Below are 17664 nucleotides of genomic sequence, written 5' to 3' on the forward strand. Positions count from 1 at the left end.
GTCACTGGTCGGCCCACCACCGCTGTCCCCGCTCGTCGAGCGTGTAGATCGGGTCGTAGTACGGGTAACGCCTGGTGAGGGCGTCCGGATCCTCCGCCTCGATGCCGGTCCGGTAGTTCTTCGTCCAGTAGGACACCCCGTGCTCGTGGTCGTACTCGGCGAGCTGGTGCACCCACCGCTTCCCGACGTAGGGCACATCGCAGATCAGCCTCGGGGTGGCGTAGCCGGGCAGGTAACCCATGATGGCGTGCTGGAGGCGCTGCGCCTCCCACACCGCCAGCCGCCAGTGCTCGGCGTTGGGGATCATGTCGCACATGTAGAAGTAGTAGGGGAGCACGCCGGCTTCGCCCTGGAGGGCGAAGCACAGGTCGAGCAGCGCCTCCGCGCTGTCGTTCACGCCCCGCATCAGCACGCCCTGGTTACGGACGTCCCGCACCCCCACGGCGAGTGCCGTCCTGGCTGCCTCCGCGACGAGCGGGGTCACGGAGTTCACGTGGTTGACGTGGGTGTGGATGGCCAGGTTGACACCCCGCCGCGCCGCCGTCCTTGCGACCCGCTCCAGCCCTTCCACGACCTTCGGCTGGAGCCAGTGCTGGGGAAGCCCCGCCAGCGCCTTGCTCGCGAGCCGCACGTCCCGGACGGTCTCGATCTCCAGCAGCCGCATGAGGAAGCTCTCCAGCTGGTGCCACGGCATGTTGGCGACGTCTCCGCCGGAGACCACCACGTCGCGGACACCCGGGGTCTCCCGCAGGTACTGGATCATCCGGTCCTGCCGGTCGACGGGCTTGAGCCCCAGCCTGAGTTTGTCGACCTGGGGAGTGGAGTTGCCGACCAGGTCCATCCGCGTGCAGTGCCCGCAGTACTGCGGGCAGGTGGACAGCATCTCGGCGAGGACCTTGGTGGGGTACCGGTGGGTGAGCCCCTCGACCACCCACATCTCCGCCTCGTGCAGGGAGTCCCTGGAGGAGTGCGGGTGGCTCGGCCACACGGGGTGGCGGTCCGAGCGCACGGGAAGCATGTAGCGGCGCACCGGGTCGGCCAGGAAGGCGTCGGTGAAGGCCTCGGGATCGGTGGTCTCCTCCCGCGCCATCGTGTTGAGCATCTGCGGTGGGAGGAGCATGGACATGGTCGCCATCTCGCGGTGGTCCGCGTCGAGGTCCTCGTAGAAGCGCTCGGTCAGCAGGTCGCCCACCACCCGGCGCAGCTGGCGGATGTTGCGCACGCAGTTGACCCGTTGCCACTGGGCGTCCCGCCACTGCTCGGCCGTGACGTCCCGCCAGCCGGGGAAGCGTCGCCAGTCGGGCTCAACCAATTCCCGCCGCACGTACTCGTAGGGCTGTTCGGCCCGGCCACCCTCTCCGAGGTGGCCGTCGGTGTCGCCCCGGCCTTTCCCAAGATCGTCGCGCTGGCGGGCGATGGCTTCCTGGACAGTCATACTTGGCCTCCAGAATCGGTTCGACCGTAAAAACATCCTTACACACCCGGTCAACTCGGGAAATATTTCGCGTTCTGTGGGTGCGTTAGGCTGGTGTGAGACCGAGGTCCGCGAGGTGTCGGGAGCATTACGGCCCTCCTGTCCGTTGTCGAGACAGCCGTGTAACCGACTCGTGTGGGGAGTGCCCAGCCCGTGCCTTTCCTGCTCCTGGCCATCCTCGAAATCGCCACCCTGATCCTGGTGGGCAACGCCATCGGCGTGCTGCCCACGCTGCTGCTCGTCGTGGCGGGCAGCATTGGTGGCGGGCTGCTCCTGCGCCACGAGAGCACCAAGGCGGTCACCGCCGTCCAGGAGGCCGTCCGCCGCAAGGCGCCACCGGAGGGCGGTGCGAGCGCGACAGCCATCCTCGCCGCGATCATGCTGCTCGTCCCGGGCCTGCTGACCTCGTTCCTCGGCCTGGTGCTGCTCCTGCCGCCGGTGCGGGCCGTCTTCCGTCGCCGACTGCTCTCGCGCCGTGTCCGTTTCGCCCAGAACGCTGTGCGGTTCGCCAGCCGCACCGGCCACCACGGCGCCTCGGAAGGAGTGGTCGAGGGCGAGGTCGTCGACGTCGACGACTCGCACGGGCGGGCACGCCCCGCGGGTGGGGCTGGTGGACCCGAGTCCCCACGACGGCCCGGCGAGGACCCGCCGCAGGACCCCCGGGAACTGCCCGGTGGCGCCACCTGACACCCCTCGGGGGCGATGTCGGCCACTTCGGGACGGGAGCCGGGACAAGCGGCCCACCGCCACCCGGCAGACTGCACCCGTGACCCCCACGTACCACCGCCCCACCACCCTGCTGCGCGGCGGACGCATCCACTCACCCGCCAGCCCGGACGCGACCGCGATGGCGATCGTCGACGACACCGTCGTCTGGGTGGGCCACGACGCGGCGGCGATGGCCCTGTACGGGGACGACGCCGAGATCATCGACCTGGCGGGCGCCTTCGTGGCCCCGGCCTTCGTCGACGCGCACGTGCACGCCACCGCCACCGGGCTGCTGCTCCAAGGGCTCGACCTCACCGGCTGCCGTTCTCTCCCCGAGGTGCTCGACGCGCTCGCCCGCTACCGGGCCGACCACCCCGGTGAGGTGATCTGGGGGCACGGCTGGGACGAGACGTCCTGGCCGGAGCGCCGCGTGCCGAGCCGAGCGGAGATCGACGCCGCCTGCGCCGGCGCGCCGGTGTACCTCTCCCGGATCGACGTGCACTCGGCGCTGGTCTCGACCGCGATGCTCGACGCGGCCCCCTCGGCACGCACCAGCGCCGGCTACCACCCCACCGGCCCGCTGACGACCGAGGCGCACCACCTGGTCCGCCGGGTGGCGCAGGACAGCCTCACCCCCGCGCAGCGGCACCGCGCCCAGCTGGCGTTCCTCCGGCACGCCGCGTCCCGGGGGATCGCCGCGGTCCACGAGTGCGCGGGCCCCGACATCTCCTCCCCAGCCGACCTCACCGAACTCCTGGGCCTGTCGCTGGAACCCGACCTGCCCGACCTGGTCGGCTACTGGGGCGAGCTGGACGGGCTGGGCGCCGCACGGGAACTCGGCGCGGCCGGCCTCGCCGGGGACCTCTTCGTCGACGGCGCCCTCGGCTCCAGGACCGCGCACCTCCACTCCTGGTACGCGGACGCGGAGCACAACGGGCTGAGCTACCTCGACGCCGACCAGATTGCCAGGCATCTCGTCGCGTGCAGCAGGCACGGGCTCCAGGCCGGATTCCACGTCATCGGGGACGCCGCGACCAGCGCGGTCGTCCGGGGGTTCGAGTTGGCGGAGGACGTCCTCGGGTTGCCCGCGCTCGTGGCCGGACGGCACCGGCTCGAACACCTCGAGATGGTGGACGCCCACCAGGCTGCCCAACTGGCCCGGTGGGGCGTGGTGGCCTCCATGCAGCCGAACTTCGACGCCGCCTGGGGCGGCTCGGAGGGCATGTACGCGGCGCGGCTGGGCGCGGAGCGCGCCGCCGGCCTCAACCCCTTCGCGATGCTCGCGGCGGCCGGGGTGACCCTCGCGTTCGGCTCCGACACGCCGGTCACCCCGGTGGACCCCTGGTCGGCGGTGCGGGCCGCGGTCCACCACCGCACCCCTGGCTCCGGCATCTCCCCCCGGGCGGCGTTCACCGCGCACACGCGGGGGGGCTGGCGGGCGGCCGGGCAGGCCGACGACCTCCTCGGCACGCTGGTACCCGGGGCGCCGGCCACCTACGCCGTCTGGGAGGCGGGTGAGCTCGTCGGTCCCGCCACCGACTCCCGGGTCGCCCGCTGGTCGACCGACCCCCGGTCGCGGGTCCCGAGGCTGCCTCGGCTCGACGCGGAGGCCGAACTGCCCCGGTGCCTGCGCACGGTCCTGCGGGGACAGGTGATCTACGACCACGAATCGGCCGGGGACGCGACGCTGGACGCGGTCGGGTAGCGGTTCGACAGGCCGCCTCGCGGCACCGGCCGGACACCGGTCCCGCCGCCCCGAGGTCGGGCGTGGTGCCCGTCGAACCCCGTCCTCCGGCCTCCGTCAACCGGGTGATGGACCACCCGACCGAGCGAGGAGTGCGGTGTCTCGGATGAGGGCGCACGGTGGACGGTGAGCACGCCGTAAGCTCACCAACCATGGACGGCCCCGATCGGACGCCCGAGATCCGCGTCTCGGACAAGGAACGCAACGACATCGCCAGCCTGCTCAACGACGCCGTCGGTGAAGGACGCATCACCCTGGACGAGTACACCGAACGGGTGGGACAGGCCTACGCGGCCACCACTCGCGGTGAGCTCGACGTCCTCATCGCGGACCTGCCGGTCGCCCGCTCCGTGATGGGCGAGGGCGGTCCGTCCCCGGTGCCGGTCGCCGCTCCCGGTACCGAGGTCGACCAGCCCGAGGGCAAGCGCAAGTGGCGGATGGCGATCATGGGTGGCGACTCCATCAAGGGGCGGTGGCGTGTCCGCCGCCGTCAGGGCTTCTTCGCCCTGATGGGTGGGGACGAGATCGACATGCGCGACGCCCAGCTGGACGCGCCCGTGGTGGAGCTCGTGCTCGTCTCGATCATGGGCGGCCACACCGTGGTCGTGCCGAAGGGGGTCCGGGTCGAGCACGAGGGCGGGTTCAACCTGATGGGTGGCACCGACATCAAGATCGACGAGTCCGCCGTGCACCCGCATTCTCCGACCGTGCGCATCCGCTCCTACTCCTTCATGGGCGGCAACGAGATCAAGAACCCCAAGGAGAAGAAGAAAAAGAAGTGACCGGCCGGCGCGGGTCCTCCCGCACCCGACCGACCGCCCCGACGGCCGGCGGCCTCCCGTCCGTAGGCTGTCCGGGTGGTGTCTGAAGCCCTCGACGCGCCGGACGTTCCCGGGCGTTCCCCTCGCCAGGACCGCCGGTCACCCGTGCCGGGGTTGGTGGCGCGGTTGCTGGCCGTGGCGGGCGCCGGGGCCGTCTGGTACGCGGGGTTCCCGCCCCGGGACCTGTGGTGGCTCGCGCCGATCGCCTTCGCGGTCCTCTTCGCCGTCGTGTCCGGGCGTACCGCCCGTGCGGGCGCCGGGTACGGCCTGGTCTTCGGGCTCGGCTTTTTCCTGCCCCTGCTCACCTGGATCGGCGAGTACGTCGACGTCGGTGTCCTCGCGTGGGTGGTGCTCGCACTCCTGCAGGCGCTGTTCGTGGGGCTCGCCGGCGCCGGGATCGCCCTGGTGTCCCGGCTACCCGCCGCGCCCCTGTGGGCCGCCGCGTTGTGGGTCGCCGGTGAGGCGTTGCGCTCCCGCATCCCCTTCGGCGGGTTCCCGTGGGGGAAGGTGGCCTTCGGGCAGCCGGAGGGGGTGTTCCTCCCCCTGGTCTCACTCGGGGGAACCGCCTTCCTCGGGTTCGCTGTCGTCCTCTGCGGTTTCGGGCTCGGGGGCCTGCTGAGGCTCGGCGCCACCCACCTCGCCGCTCGCCGGACCCGGCGGGGCGACGGCACCGTTCCGGCTTCCCGGTCGGCCGCGCCCCTCGCCCGGCGCGCCGCCCCCCTCGTGGCCCTGGCCGCGCTCCCCCCGTTGGCCGGCGGGGTGGCCGGCGCGTTGGCCGGTGCCGCTCCCGCCGACGGCACGGTGACGGCCGCCGTCATCCAGGGCAACGTCCCCCGGATGGGCCTGGACTTCGTCAGCCAACGTCGGGCGGTGCTGGACAACCACGCCGAGCGGACCCGGTTGCTCGCCGAGGACGTGGCGGCGGGACGAACGGCCCAACCCGATCTCGTCGTGTGGCCGGAGAACGCCTCCGACATCGACCCGGTGCGCAACGCCGACGCCTACCAGATCATCGAGGCGGCGGTCTCGGCGGTCGGGGCGCCGACGCTCGTCGGAACGCAGGAGGCCCCGAGCGTGGGGGACCTGCACAACACCGCCCTGCTCTGGCTCCCCGGGCAGGGGCCGGTCGACTCGTACCGGAAGCGGGAGATCCAGCCGTTCGGCGAGCGGATGCCGATGCGCTGGTTCGTGCGCCTGTTCAGCGAGGACGTCGACCGGGTCCAGCGGGAGTTCCAACCGGGGGACGAGGCCGTGTCCTTCGCGATGGGGCCGGCCTCCGTCGGCGTCGCGACCTGCTGGGAGATCGCCTTCGACGACCGGGTCACGAGCACCGTCGGGAGCGGAGCGCAGATCCTGGCCGTTCCCAGCAACAACGCCACCTTCGGGTTCACCGAGATGACCGACCAGCAACTGGCGATGTCGCGGGTACGGGCGGTGGAGCACGACCGGGCGGTGCTGCTGCCGGCCACCAGTGGTGTGAGCGCGATCATCATGCCGGATGGCCGCGTGGTCCAGCGAAGTGAGATGTTCACCTCGACGGCGCTGGTCGAGGAGGTGCCGCTACGGTCGACCACTACGCTAGCGACCCGTCTCGGTGCGATTCCGGAGTGGGCGCTGGTGGCGACCGCCCTGGCCGCACTGGGATGGGTCGCCGTCCTGGGACGTCGCGCGCGAGGCGTGCGTCCCGCCCCGGAGTCCGCCGCCGCGCCGTCGTCCGCCGCGACCGCGCGGTCCGACGCCGGGCAGTCGGACGGCTGACCGCGAAGCACACGACGTTGCCGGCCGCACTGGGACCGGCGAGGAGGAACGGATGGCCGGAGAAGCCGACACCCCCGAGGACCGCCCGAGCAGCGTCGGCGCGGTACTGGTGGTGATCCCCACCTACAACGAGCGGGAGAACCTGGGCCCGATCGTGACGAGACTGCACGCGGCGGTGCCGGCGGCGCACGTTCTCGTGGTGGACGACGGCAGCCCGGACGGCACGGGGGAGCTCGCCGACGAGCTGGCGGCCGCCGACGAGCGGATCCACGTCCTGCACCGCACCGCCAAGGCGGGGCTGGGCGCGGCCTACGTCGCGGGCTTCAGCTGGGCGTTGGAGCGCGCCTACGACGTCGTGGTCGAGATGGACGCCGACGGTTCCCACGCCCCCGAGGAGCTGCCCCGGCTGCTGGACGCGCTGGGCAACGACCAGATCGGTGCCGACCTGGTCATCGGCTCCCGGTACGTGGCGGGCGGCAGCCTGGTGAACTGGCCGTGGCACCGCGAGTGGCTCTCGCGGGGGGCCAACATCTACGCGAAGCTGGCGCTCGGCGCGAAGGTGTCGGACATGACCGGCGGCTACCGCGCCTTCCGCCGCGAGGTGCTCCAGAAGATCAAGCTGCACAACGTCGCCTCCCAGGGCTACTGCTTCCAGATCGACCTGGCGTGGCGGGCGATCGAGGCCGGTTTCCAGGTGGTGGAGGTGCCCATCACCTTCACCGACCGGGAGGTCGGCACGTCCAAGATGAGTGGTTCGATCGTGCGCGAGGCCCTCATCAGGGTCACCAAGTGGGGGCTGCGGAGGCGAGGGACGCAGCTGCGCGCCCTGGCCACCGGCAAGCGCGCCTGACGGCCCCGGCCGAGCGGAGGTGACTCCGCGCACGAGGAAAGGCCGCCCGGGAGTTTCCCGGGCGGCCGGCGACGGTGTCAGGATCGACGTCCTCGTGGGGCGGCGTGGGCCTCAGGCGGAGCGGGTGCGGCGTCCGCGCAGCTCCTCCAGCCGCTCCGAGAGCAGTTCCTCCAGCTCGGGGATGGTGCGGCGCTCCAGGAGCATGTCCCAGTGCGTCCGGGCGGGCTTGGCCTTCTTGGGTTCCGGCTCGCTGCCGTCGATCATCTTCGACTCGCTGCCGTGCAGCCGGCATTCCCAGTTCCCCGGAACCTCGGCGTCATCCGAGAAGGGCACCTCGAAGTCGTGTCCCTTGGGGCAGGCGTACCGCACCGTACGGCGCGGTGCGAGGTCGTGGTTGCGGTCGGTCTCGTAGCTGACCGCTCCGAGCCGGCTGCCACGCAGAACGCGGTCGGCCATGACGGTGTCCTTTCGCTCGGTCCGAGGCTGGCGCCCCGGTCAACGTGCTCACCGAGTGCAACGACTTTCGCGTCGCCGTCGTTCCCGGTTTGGCCTAACTGGTTGCCCACGGTGACGTGTTTCACGCATCAACGAAGACTTCCTCCATAGGGATGCAGTCGTCTGCCGTTCGTGACGCGTTATCCGCCTTGTGACTACCATGACCACTCGAATGGGTGATAGTGCCAGAGTGGCACGCTATCAAGCCAGTGTGAGTTGTCCGTGCGCCGCGGGGATGGGACCCAGATCACCGGATCGGAAGTGTCGGCGGCACAACACTTGATAACGCACAGTAGTCGTGGCCTCGTTGTTGGGACCGCCCTCCTCCTCGGAGGGGGAGCCGTCACCCGCTGTGGTGTCCGCCACGAGCACGGTGTCGCCCGCCCGCACGAGTGAACCGTTCACCACCCTGCCGTTGAACCGTCCGGGGGAACCGCACCAGCAGAGCACCTCGACCTGCACCGCCTGCAGCTCGTCGGCCACCTCGAAGAGCCGCTGGGCCCCCGGGAACAGCCTGCCGCGGAAGTCGGTCGCGATGCCGAAGCAGTAGACGTCCAGGTGCGCCAGGTCGGCCAGCTCCGCGAGTTGCTCGACCTGGCCCTCGTTCAGGAACTGCGCCTCGTCGACGATCAGGTAGTCGACCCGGCGGCCCGCCGCCCACTGCGCGCGCACCAGACCCCGGACGTCGGTCGTCTCGTCCAACTCGATGGCCTGCCTGGCCAGCCCGATCCTCGTCGAGATGCGCGGGCTGCCGGACCGGTCGAAACGCACCAGCAGCAGACCGACCCGCCCCTGCCTCGCGTGGTTGTGGTCGATCTGGAGTGCCAGCGTCGACTTCCCGCAGTCCATCGGACCGTAGAAGAAGCGGAGGCGGCCGGGGACCGTCGCGGCCCGGCGGCCGGACTCGGCCGGGACGGCGGACAGCGCGTCGGTCGGATCGGCGGCGTCGGCAGGGGTAGTCACGGGCGTCGACCCTATCGGCCGCCCGTGTGGACGGGTCAGGCCGCGCGGTCGTGCGCTCCGGTGTGCCGACACCCTGTTCCGAACGTGCTCGACTACGGTCGGCACCGTGGAAGGACCGCCCGAGACCACCCGCGTCGTCGCCCGGCGCGGCGAACCCAGGCACTGCGGCTGGTGCGGACGGTCCCTGGAACCAGCCGGCCGAACCGGCCGACCCCGGCGCTACTGCGGCCAGGCCTGCCGGCAACGCGCCTACGAACGGCGGTCGGCGGTCCAGCGAGGCAGGCTCCCCGAGGACTCCGTGGTGCTTTCGGCTGAGGAGGTGGCCGACCTCCAGGACAGGATATTCCAGCTCAGATGCGCCGCTGAGGACGTCGCCACCGGCGTGGAGGACGGCGCGGACCTCGGCGAACTCCGAACGCTGGCCACCGAACTGGTCGTCACCGCCCGGCGGCTCGAGCGGCTCCGCTGAGCGACACATGCCAGCGACCGCTTGCCGAGCGCGCCCCTCCGCCGCGACCATTGCTCCAGTAGGGCGGTTTACAAGGAGGGAAGGGTGACAGGAGACGACTCCGTTCAACACACTGTGTTGCACCATACGGACGTCGGATTTGCCATCACCGACTCACGTGGCCGGCTGCGCTGGGTCAACCCGGCGATGGCCGAGCTGCTGGGCATCGACGAGGCCCACGCGCGGGGCCGGTCCCTGCCCGCCCTCCTGCCCGCGGCCTGGGAGGGGGCGGAGGGCACGTCCACCGTCCAGCGGCTCACCACGACCAACAGGGGAGTCCGCTGGTTGGAGATCAACTGGCACCCGCTGCCGCCCAGCGACGCGCACCTGTGCCGCGTCGTCGACCTGACCGGCTCGCGACAGGAGGAGCTCGAGGTCGGCTCCGAGACCACCCGCCGGTCCCCGGAACGCAGCCGGATGGGCAACTGGGAGTGGGTCATCGCCGAGGACCGGGTGGTGTGGTCGGAGGGCATGCGGGAGATGTCCGGCTACCCGGCCGACGCCGAGATCGACTACGACGCCTTCATGCGCATGATCCACCCCGACGACGTCGCGCTGGTGACCAGGGTGCTCACCCGCTCGCTGGGCACCGGGGAGCCCTTCACCTACATCCACCGCGCTCGGGGCGCGGACGCGACGGATGTCCGGGTCTTCGAGTGCTTCGGGGAGGTGATCACCGACGATGACGGGAAGCCGGTGCGGCTCGTCGGCAGCGCCCACGACATCACCCAGGCGCACGAGGTGCACCACGAACTGCGCAGGATGGCCGAGGAGGACCCGCTCACCGGGCTGCCGAACCGCCGGGCCCTGACGGCGAGGCTGGAGCGGGAGATCGCCTCCGGTGCGCGGGGAGCGCTGGTCGTCATCGACCTCGACAACTTCAAGGACGTCAACGACCTCCGGGGCCACATGGTCGGTGACCGGGTGATGTGCGCCCTGGCGACCGCCCTGCGCAACCGCCTGCCGGAGAACCACTACCTCGGGCGGCTCGGTGGTGACGAGTTCGCCGTCGTGATGCCCGGGGTGGACCAGGCGCTGGCCAAACGGACGGCCCAGCAGCTGGCCGCGGCCGTGGCCACGATCCCGGTCGCCGTCGCCGGGGTCACCATCAGGGTCACGGTGAGCACGGGCGTCGCCCCGTTCGACTCCGGACCCACCTGGGAGGCCGTGCTGGCCAACGCCGACCTGGCCCTCTACGCCTCGAAGGGCGCCGGCCGGAACCGTGTCACGGTCTACGACCCGGGGCACTACGCCGACACCGCGAAGCGGGTGGCCGTGCTGGAACGGCTGCGCACCGCCCTGACCGACGGTCACCTGGCGCTGCACGGGATGCCGATGGTCGACCTCCGCACCGGCCGAACCCTCGGCTACGAGCTGCTGCTCCGCCTGGAGGACGATCTCCTGCCCCGGCTGGGCCCCGGCGACTTCCTGCCCGACGCGGAACGGACCGATCTCATCCTGAACATCGACCGCTGGGTGCTCGGACAGGCCGTCGACACGCTCGCGGCGCACCCGGACCCCGGGCTGCGGCTGGACGTCAACGTCTCGGGGCGCACCCTCGACGACGAGGAGTTCGGCGACTTCGTCCTCGACCGGATCCGGAGCAGTGACGTCCCGCCCGGCCGACTCGGCCTGGAGATCACCGAGACCGCGGCGCTCACCAACCTCGACGCCGCACGACACCTCGCCACCCGGCTGCGGGAGGCCGGCTGTCGCATCACGCTGGACGACTTCGGGTCCGGATTCGGCTCCTTCGTCCACCTCAAGCACCTGCCGATCACGGGACTGAAGATCGACGGTGAGTTCGTCCGTGGTATCGATCGGAGTACCACCGACTCCGTTCTAGTGACAGGGATCATGGAGATCGCCAACGGCCTCGGGCTGACCACCGTCGCGGAGTGGGTCGAACGCCCCTCCCAGGTCAACGCACTCACCAGGCTGGGTGTCGAGGTGGCTCAGGGCTTCCACCTCGGGAAGCCGAAACCACTGTCCGCGATCGTGTTACGGCCGAACGGAGTATTGCCGCGTTAGGGGTGGCGCATCAGGATCAACTGACCGCACCGACGACCCGCGGAACCTGCCATCCGCGTGCTCTGCCCCACGGGAGAACCGCCGAAGTGAACACCGCAGTGCCCGTCCGGGGCATCCGCCGGTTCGAACTGCTCACCGCCTCCCCGGAGGCGTCCGTCGAGTTCCACGCCGCGCTCCACGACTGGGTGCTGCTCTCCCGGGACGGCGGAGTCCAGAGCTGCTGGGTGGGCGACCGGCTGGCCGCCACCATCCGCTTCCCCGAACACGGCGAATCCCTGGGCTGGCGGGTGATCTTCGGGACCGGTCCGCAGGCCGAGGAGCCCTCGGCCTCCCAGCACCCCTCCGCCGTCGTCGAACCAGGCCGGGTGGCGCACGGGCCGTGGGCGCCGGCTCCCCGCTCCGGTGAGCCCTGCTGGGCCGAACTCGCCGCGGCGAGCGCCGACGAGCGCTGGACGTCGGCAGTCGGCTGGGAAATGGCCGAGGGGGCCTACACGCTCGAGGGCAGGGCGGTGTCCGGTCGCCGTCCGGTACCGGAGACCTCCCCGGAGGCGGGGGAGTGGACCTGCTGCCTGGCCACCGACGACCTCAGCAGGACGCTCGACCGCGTCCGGGACCTGGGCGGGACCGTGCTGGGGGAGGACTCCACCAACCCGCTGGGGCGCGCGGTGACCGTCGCCGACCCCGACGGCGCCCGCTACGCCCTGGTGGAACAACCGGGCGGCTGGGGTGGCGCGCTCGCCACGTGACGGCCCGGGGAACGCGGGCCGCACCACGGCCCGCGACGGCGGCGGACCGCGCCCACCCGTCCTCCGCTCCCGGGCGGTCGCCGCGAACCCGAGGACGGGGGAGCTCCGGGTTCGCGTGCCGACCGGGCCGGGTGCTCGGTTCCGGAGCGGGTGCGCGGTCACCTCACCCCGCGCACCAGGGCCGCCGGCACCGCCAAGCACCCGCGTCCCCGATCGGACGGGCGGACGCCGACGCGGCGTGCCAGGGAGTGGTCCGGGCCGGCCCGTGCCCGCCGAACTCACTCCGCGTCGGGTCGCCCCGCCAGCTCGGACGCCCGTCCCGACGGGGAGCAGCCGGAGCTGTCCGCCTCCGACCGCTCGGTGGCCTCGGCCACCGCGGCCAGCGCCCGGTAGGTGCGGTTGCTGGCCGCGGCCGCGCGCTGCTCCCTTCCCGTGGCCTCGATGTAGTTCTGGCTGGTCGCCAGGCTGGCGTGCCCCAGCAACGCCATGATCTCGGAGGCATTGGCGCCGTCCTCGGCGAGCCTCGTGGCGAAGGTGTGTCGAAGCGCGTGCAGGCTCGCGCCGGAGGGCACCCTGTCGTGCAGGCCCGCCCACCGGAAGCAGGACTTCACCAGGTACTCGAGGGCGCCCCGACCGATCGGCTCCCCGCGCTGGTCCACCAGCAGCGCCGCCGAACGGCGCTGCCGGCGGTGCGGGAACCGCGTCCGGCAGGACGCCAGGTAGCGTTCGATCACCCGCTCCAGCGGCCCTTCGATGGGGATCGACCGTTCGCGGCTCCCCTTGCCCCGGACGTGCAGCCGTCGTTCCCCGGGACGCCCCACCACCGAGTCCAGGGTGAGCTCCCGCATCTCCCCGGCGCGCAGCCCGGTGACCAGGCCGAGGGACAGCACCAGGACGTCCCGCTCCGGCCACGGCCGGCGCGCCCGGCGCGCGCCGGCCGCCACCGCGCGCAACAACTGCTCCGGGGTCCCCTCACCGCGCAGCGGCTTGGGGGACAGCGGCGGGGTGCGCGGCCGGTCGATGGCCGCCATCGGATTGCCCGGGAGGATGCCCTCCGCCACGCAGAAGGTGAGGAACTGGTTCCAGGTGGACCACGCCCGCAGCACCGAACTCTTGGCGTGGGTGTCGGCGAAGCGGCCGAAGGCGGCGCGCAGCGCCTCCGCGTTGGCCCCCTCGATTCCGAGGTCCGCCACGGCGACCGCGTGCTCCTCGGCGAGCAGGCGGGTGATGCCAGCCAGGTCCCGCCGGTAGGCGGCCGTGGTGTGCGGTGAGTCCTTCCGGGGCCGCCTGGCCGTGAAGAACGCCTCCTGTGCCCGTAGCAACCGCATACCGATCTTGATACACCGCCGGCGATGAGCTCGCCGATGACCGGGGGGCGCGATGGTGACCAGGCGGGATGGGGCGGCCGGCCCCACCCCGCGACGGGACGGTCGCCCGTCAGCCCCTGCCCAGCCGGTCCGAGAGGACCATCAGGACGACCCCGAGCACGGAGACGGTCAGGTTCGCGTACACCTCCACGCCCGAGAAGGCCTCGAACCGTTCGAACACCTCGCGGTTGAGCCCGTTCAGCAGGAAACCCAGGATCGGCTGCGCCGCGAGGTGGTCGATCGTGCCGCTGATCCCCATGAGCGTCAGGAGGAACCCAGCCGCTCCCATCAACTTCGCCATGCCGGCACGCTAGCCACGGCGCGGCCCCGGGCGCCTCGGTCCGAGGGAGCGACCCTCCGGACGGAGGTGTCGACAGGGAGCCCCCACCTCCGTCGAAGGTCCCGCCCAGCACCGACTTCGGTATCGCGAACCCGGCCGAGGCGCCTCGGCCGTCGCCGGGGCTCCTAGGCTCACACCCCATGACCGCGGTGAGACGCTGGCGCCGAGGGCGTCGGGACTGGCTGGTCGATCTCGGGCTCTTCCTGGCCGCGGCCACCTACGGGCTCTGGACGGCGGCCCTCTACCGGCAGGACCCCACGATGCCGGGCTGGCTGTCCGCGACCGACCAGCTCCTGGGGGTGGCGGGGTGCGCGGTCCTGTGGTGGCGTCGATCCTGGCCAACGCCCATCGCGGTGGGCTTGGTCGTCACCGCCACCGTCGCGGAGACCGCGGCCGGTGCGATGGTCGCGGCGCTCTTCTCGCTGGCCGTCCGTCGCCCACCCCGGGTGGCCGTCGCCGTCCTCCTGCTCAGCCTCCTCTCGGCAGCCGTGTCGGTGGGGTGGCGCCCCGAACCGCCCGAGGGACGCCCGCTCGTCCTCCTGCTGGGAGTTGCGGTGCACTCCGCCGCCACCGCCTGGGGTATCACGGTGCGACAGCGCCGGTCGCTGTTCCAGTCGTTGCGCACCCGCGCCGAGCAGGCCGAGGCCGAGGCCGAGCTGCTCGCGGAGCGGGCCCGCCGGTCGAGCCGGGACGAGATCGCCAGGGAGATCCACGACGTGCTGGGGCACCGGTTGTCGCTGCTGAGCCTCCACGCCGGCGCCCTGGAGTACCGGGCGGACGCGACCCCGGAGGAGACGCGGCAGGCGGTGGGGGTCATCAGGAGCAGCGCCCACCAGGCCCTCCAGGACCTGCGGGAGGTGATCGGCGTGCTGCGCGCCCCGGAACCGGACCGCCCCCAACCCTCCTTCACCGACCTGCCCGCGCTGGTGGCGGAATCGAGCGCCGGCGGGGTCGACATCCGGTACCACGGCGAGGTGGTCGGCGCGGTGCCCGGCTCACTGGGCAGGACCGCGTACCGCATCGTGCGGGAGGCGGTGACCAACGCCCGCAAACACGCCCCGGGAGCCAGCGTCGTGGTGCGGGCCAGCGGCCGCGCGGAGGACGGGCTCACCCTCGACGTCGTCGATTCCGGGGGAGTGGCCCACTCGGCGGTGCCCGGGTCGGGCCAGGGCCTGCTGGGACTCCGCGAACGGGTCCGCCTCGCGGGCGGCGACCTTGAGCACGGCCCCCGGCCCGAGGGCGGGTGGCGACTGCGGGCCTGGCTACCGTGGCCGACATGACCGGTGTCCGGGTCCTGCTCGTCGACGATGACCCCCTCGTCCTGGCCGCGCTGACGATGATGTTGAAGGGCGCGGAGGGCATCGCCGTCGTCGGCCAGGCCGCCAACGGCCAGGAGGCGCTGCGGGCGGTGACGACCACCCCGGTCGACGTCGTGCTGATGGACATCCGGATGCCGGCGATGGACGGGCTGAGCGCCACCGAGGCGATCCGGGCACGCCCCTCGCCGCCGGAGATCATCGTGTTGACCACCTTCGACGCCGACCGGCACGTGCACCGGGCACTGTCAGCCGGCGCGGTCGGTTTCCTGCTCAAGGACACCCCGCCGGACCACCTCGTCGACGCGATCCGTCGCGCCGCCTCCGGCGACCCGGTGCTCTCCCCGTCGGTGCTGCGGGGGCTCATCCGGCGCTCCGTCGGCCCCGAGAACGGTGCGCGGTCCCGCCGTGCGGAGGAGGCGCGCGGGAGACTCGCCCCGTTGGCCGAGCGGGAACGCCAGGTGGCGCTGGAGGTCGGGCGGGGTCTGTCGAACGCCGACATCGCCCGCGCCCTCCACCTCAGCGTTCCCACCGTCAAGACCCACGTGTCAGCCGCGCTCGCCCGCCTCGGTCTGACCAACCGCGTCCAGCTGGCACTGCTGGTGCGGGAGGCGGAGCTGGACCAGCCCGACCCCGACCCCGGCTGACCAGCCTCGACGCGACCCCGTCGGGCCGGCGACCCGCGCCCGGGAACGGGAACGGGATCCGCTCCCACCTACCCGGCTCGGCCCGGCCAGAACCGCCCCGAGGGCCGCACCCCGGTCGGGACACCCGGCCACCGGGGGAGCGAGCGCCGCCCGCCGCGCATGCGCCACGGCCCCGGGAAGGCGATGATGCGGACACGGCCGGCCGGGAGGGGAAGCGGATGACCGAGGTACCGGAGGTCCTGCGGGATGCCCTCACCAACCAGGGCACGGCGTTCTCCCGGGCGGACCGGGAACGGCTCGGTCTCGTCGGCTGGCTGCCCGACGCGGTGCTCACCCTCGACCAGCAGGCGCGACGCGCCTACGAGCAGTGCCGAGCCCAGCCGGACGACCTCGCGGCGAACCTGTACCTCGAACAGCTGCGCGACCGGAACGAGGTGCTCTACCACCGGCTGCTCACCGAGCACCTCACCGAGCTGCTGCCCATCGTCTACGACCCCACCGTCGGCCAGGCGGTCCGCCACTACAGCCACGAGTACCGGTCCCCCCGTGGCGTCTACCTGTCGATCGACCACCCCGAGGACATCGGTCCAGCCCTCGACACGCGGGGGTTGGGACCCGAGGACGTCGACCTGCTGGTGGTCACCGACTCGGAGGAGATCCTGGGCATCGGCGACTGGGGCGTGCACGGCGTGCGGCTGGCCGTCGGGAAGCTCTCGGTGTACACGGCGGCGGCCGGCGTGCACCCCGCGCGGTGCCTGCCGGTGGTGCTGGACGTCGGCACCAACAACCAGGCCCTCCTCAACGACCCCCTCTACTTGGGGGCCAGGCACAGCAGGGTGACCGGCGAACGTTACGACGACTTCGTGGCTGCCTTCCTCGACGCGGTCGCCGACAGGTACCCGCACGCGTTGGTGCACCTGGAGGACTTCGGACCGGGCAACGCCCGGCGGCTGTTGGAGGCGTACGGGGACACCCGCCGCGTGTTCAACGACGACCTCCAGGGCACGGGGGCGATCACCCTGGCGGCGGTGATGAGCGCGCTCCGCGTCACCGGCACCCCCTTCCGCGACCAGCGGGTGGTGGTGTTCGGCGCCGGGACCGCCGGGGTCGGCATCGCCGACCAGCTGCGCGACGCCATGATCCGGGACGGGCTGAGCCGGGAGCAGGCGACCTGCCGGGTGTGGCTGGTGGACCGCCAGGGGCTGCTCGTGTCCGACATGCGGGAGCTGCGCGACTACCAACGGGACTACGCCCGGCCGCCCGATGAGGTGGCCGGCTGGGGCAACGGCGCGATCGACCTGTTCTCCACCGTGCGGCACGTGCACCCCACGATCCTCGTGGGCACGTCCACGGCGGCGGGGGCCTTCGACGAACGGGTCGTCGCCGCGATGGCCCAGCACACCGAGCGCCCCGTTATCCTCCCGCTGTCCAACCCGACCGAGCGCGCGGAGGCGAAGCCCTCGGACCTGCTGTCCTGGACCGGTGGACGAGCCCTGACCGCGACGGGCGTTCCCGTCGACCCGGTCGACCTCCGGGGCACCCGGTACGTGATAGCCCAGGCCAACAACGCCCTGCTCTACCCGGGCCTCGGGCTCGGCGTCATCGTCGCCCGCGCCGAACGCGTGACCTCGGGCATGCTGCTCGCGGCGGCGGAGGCGGTGGCGGGGCAGGTCGAGGAGGTGGGACCAGGAACGCCACTGCTGCCCCCGGTCCGCGACCTCCGCGCGTCCTCGGCCACCGTCGCCGCGGCCGTCGTCCGCCAGGCCGCGCAGGACGGCGTCGCCGGGCGGGAACCGGACGACGTCGTCCAGGCCGTCCAGGACGCGATGTGGTGGCCGGAGTACCCCGGGCCGGACGCCGGCCGGGCGTGAGCTCGGGCCGGACGCCGGCGCCACT

Annotated in this window: 16 protein-coding genes; 11 read left to right on the forward strand and 5 right to left on the reverse strand. The window is 72.4% G+C overall.

Going from position 1 to position 17664, the window contains the following annotated elements; all coding sequences use genetic code 11:
- Position 1: 1 nt before the first annotated feature.
- Positions 2-1435: a lysine 2,3-aminomutase gene (locus tag C1701_RS22675; RefSeq protein WP_026419782.1), complete on the reverse strand. Its 1434-nt coding sequence runs from the start codon at positions 1433-1435 to the stop codon at positions 2-4.
- A gap of 192 nt (positions 1436-1627) precedes the next feature.
- On the opposite strand from C1701_RS22675, the gene C1701_RS22680 reads away from it, so the two are divergent.
- The 5 genes from C1701_RS22680 (at position 1628) to C1701_RS22700 (ending at position 7355) form a co-directional block, all read left to right on the forward strand.
- Positions 1628-2161 carry an FxsA family protein gene (locus C1701_RS22680; protein WP_051314193.1) on the forward strand — a complete coding sequence of 178 codons (534 nt, stop codon included), beginning with the start codon at positions 1628-1630 and terminating at the stop codon, positions 2159-2161.
- Positions 2162-2240: 79 nt separating this feature from the next.
- The gene (locus tag C1701_RS22685; protein WP_103056563.1) at positions 2241-3887 is read left to right on the forward strand and encodes an amidohydrolase; all 1647 of its coding nucleotides are present in this window, start codon (positions 2241-2243) and stop codon (positions 3885-3887) included.
- Between the two features lie 191 nt (positions 3888-4078).
- Positions 4079-4708: a DUF1707 SHOCT-like domain-containing protein gene (locus C1701_RS22690; RefSeq protein ID WP_026419780.1), complete on the forward strand. Its 630-nt coding sequence runs from the start codon at positions 4079-4081 to the stop codon at positions 4706-4708.
- A gap of 75 nt (positions 4709-4783) precedes the next feature.
- Positions 4784-6505, forward strand: coding sequence for an apolipoprotein N-acyltransferase (lnt, locus tag C1701_RS22695; protein ID WP_337661887.1), 1722 nt, complete (start codon positions 4784-4786; stop codon positions 6503-6505).
- A gap of 52 nt (positions 6506-6557) precedes the next feature.
- Complete coding sequence (locus C1701_RS22700; RefSeq protein ID WP_026419779.1) at positions 6558-7355, forward strand: polyprenol monophosphomannose synthase; 798 nt, start codon at positions 6558-6560, stop codon at positions 7353-7355.
- Between the two features lie 111 nt (positions 7356-7466).
- On the opposite strand, the gene C1701_RS22705 is transcribed toward C1701_RS22700, so the two are convergent.
- Complete coding sequence (locus C1701_RS22705; protein ID WP_016700176.1) at positions 7467-7811, reverse strand: RNA polymerase-binding protein RbpA; 345 nt, start codon at positions 7809-7811, stop codon at positions 7467-7469.
- 240 nt (positions 7812-8051) lie between these two features.
- Entirely contained in the window at positions 8052-8813 is a 762-nt protein-coding gene (locus C1701_RS22710) for a thymidine kinase (protein ID WP_026419778.1), read from the reverse strand.
- A gap of 106 nt (positions 8814-8919) precedes the next feature.
- Here C1701_RS22710 and C1701_RS22715 point away from each other — a divergent pair, with 106 nt between their 5' ends.
- The 3 genes from C1701_RS22715 to C1701_RS22725 all read left to right on the forward strand — a co-directional run bounded on the left by C1701_RS22715 (position 8920) and on the right by C1701_RS22725 (position 12098).
- Positions 8920-9282 carry a hypothetical protein gene (locus C1701_RS22715; RefSeq protein ID WP_026419777.1) on the forward strand — a complete coding sequence of 121 codons (363 nt, stop codon included), beginning with the start codon at positions 8920-8922 and terminating at the stop codon, positions 9280-9282.
- A gap of 114 nt (positions 9283-9396) precedes the next feature.
- The gene (locus C1701_RS22720) at positions 9397-11352 is read left to right on the forward strand and encodes a putative bifunctional diguanylate cyclase/phosphodiesterase (RefSeq protein WP_026419776.1); all 1956 of its coding nucleotides are present in this window, start codon (positions 9397-9399) and stop codon (positions 11350-11352) included.
- A gap of 86 nt (positions 11353-11438) precedes the next feature.
- Positions 11439-12098 carry a VOC family protein gene (locus C1701_RS22725; RefSeq protein ID WP_026419775.1) on the forward strand — a complete coding sequence of 220 codons (660 nt, stop codon included), beginning with the start codon at positions 11439-11441 and terminating at the stop codon, positions 12096-12098.
- A gap of 278 nt (positions 12099-12376) precedes the next feature.
- Here the strand turns inward: C1701_RS22725 and C1701_RS22730 are convergent, their stop codons facing one another.
- Complete coding sequence (locus tag C1701_RS22730; protein ID WP_081715597.1) at positions 12377-13426, reverse strand: tyrosine-type recombinase/integrase; 1050 nt, start codon at positions 13424-13426, stop codon at positions 12377-12379.
- Positions 13427-13535: 109 nt separating this feature from the next.
- On the reverse strand, positions 13536-13766 hold the full coding sequence (locus tag C1701_RS22735) for a hypothetical protein (protein ID WP_026419774.1): 231 nt from the start codon (positions 13764-13766) through the stop codon (positions 13536-13538).
- Positions 13767-13945: 179 nt separating this feature from the next.
- Here C1701_RS22735 and C1701_RS22740 point away from each other — a divergent pair, with 179 nt between their 5' ends.
- The 3 genes from C1701_RS22740 to C1701_RS22750 all read left to right on the forward strand — a co-directional run bounded on the left by C1701_RS22740 (position 13946) and on the right by C1701_RS22750 (position 17639).
- Positions 13946-15085, forward strand: a complete 1140-nt coding sequence (locus tag C1701_RS22740; RefSeq protein ID WP_026419773.1) for a sensor histidine kinase — start codon at positions 13946-13948, stop codon at positions 15083-15085.
- Positions 15082-15768 carry a response regulator transcription factor gene (locus C1701_RS22745; protein ID WP_035292773.1) on the forward strand — a complete coding sequence of 229 codons (687 nt, stop codon included), beginning with the start codon at positions 15082-15084 and terminating at the stop codon, positions 15766-15768. The genes C1701_RS22740 and C1701_RS22745 overlap by 4 nt, the downstream gene beginning before the upstream one ends.
- Before the next feature lie 218 nt (positions 15769-15986).
- Entirely contained in the window at positions 15987-17639 is a 1653-nt protein-coding gene (locus tag C1701_RS22750) for an NAD-dependent malic enzyme (protein WP_103056564.1), read from the forward strand.
- Positions 17640-17664: the final 25 nt, after the last annotated feature.

The organism is Actinoalloteichus sp. AHMU CJ021 (assembly GCF_002895405.1).
Lineage (GTDB): Bacteria > Actinomycetota > Actinomycetes > Mycobacteriales > Pseudonocardiaceae > Actinoalloteichus_B > Actinoalloteichus_B caeruleus.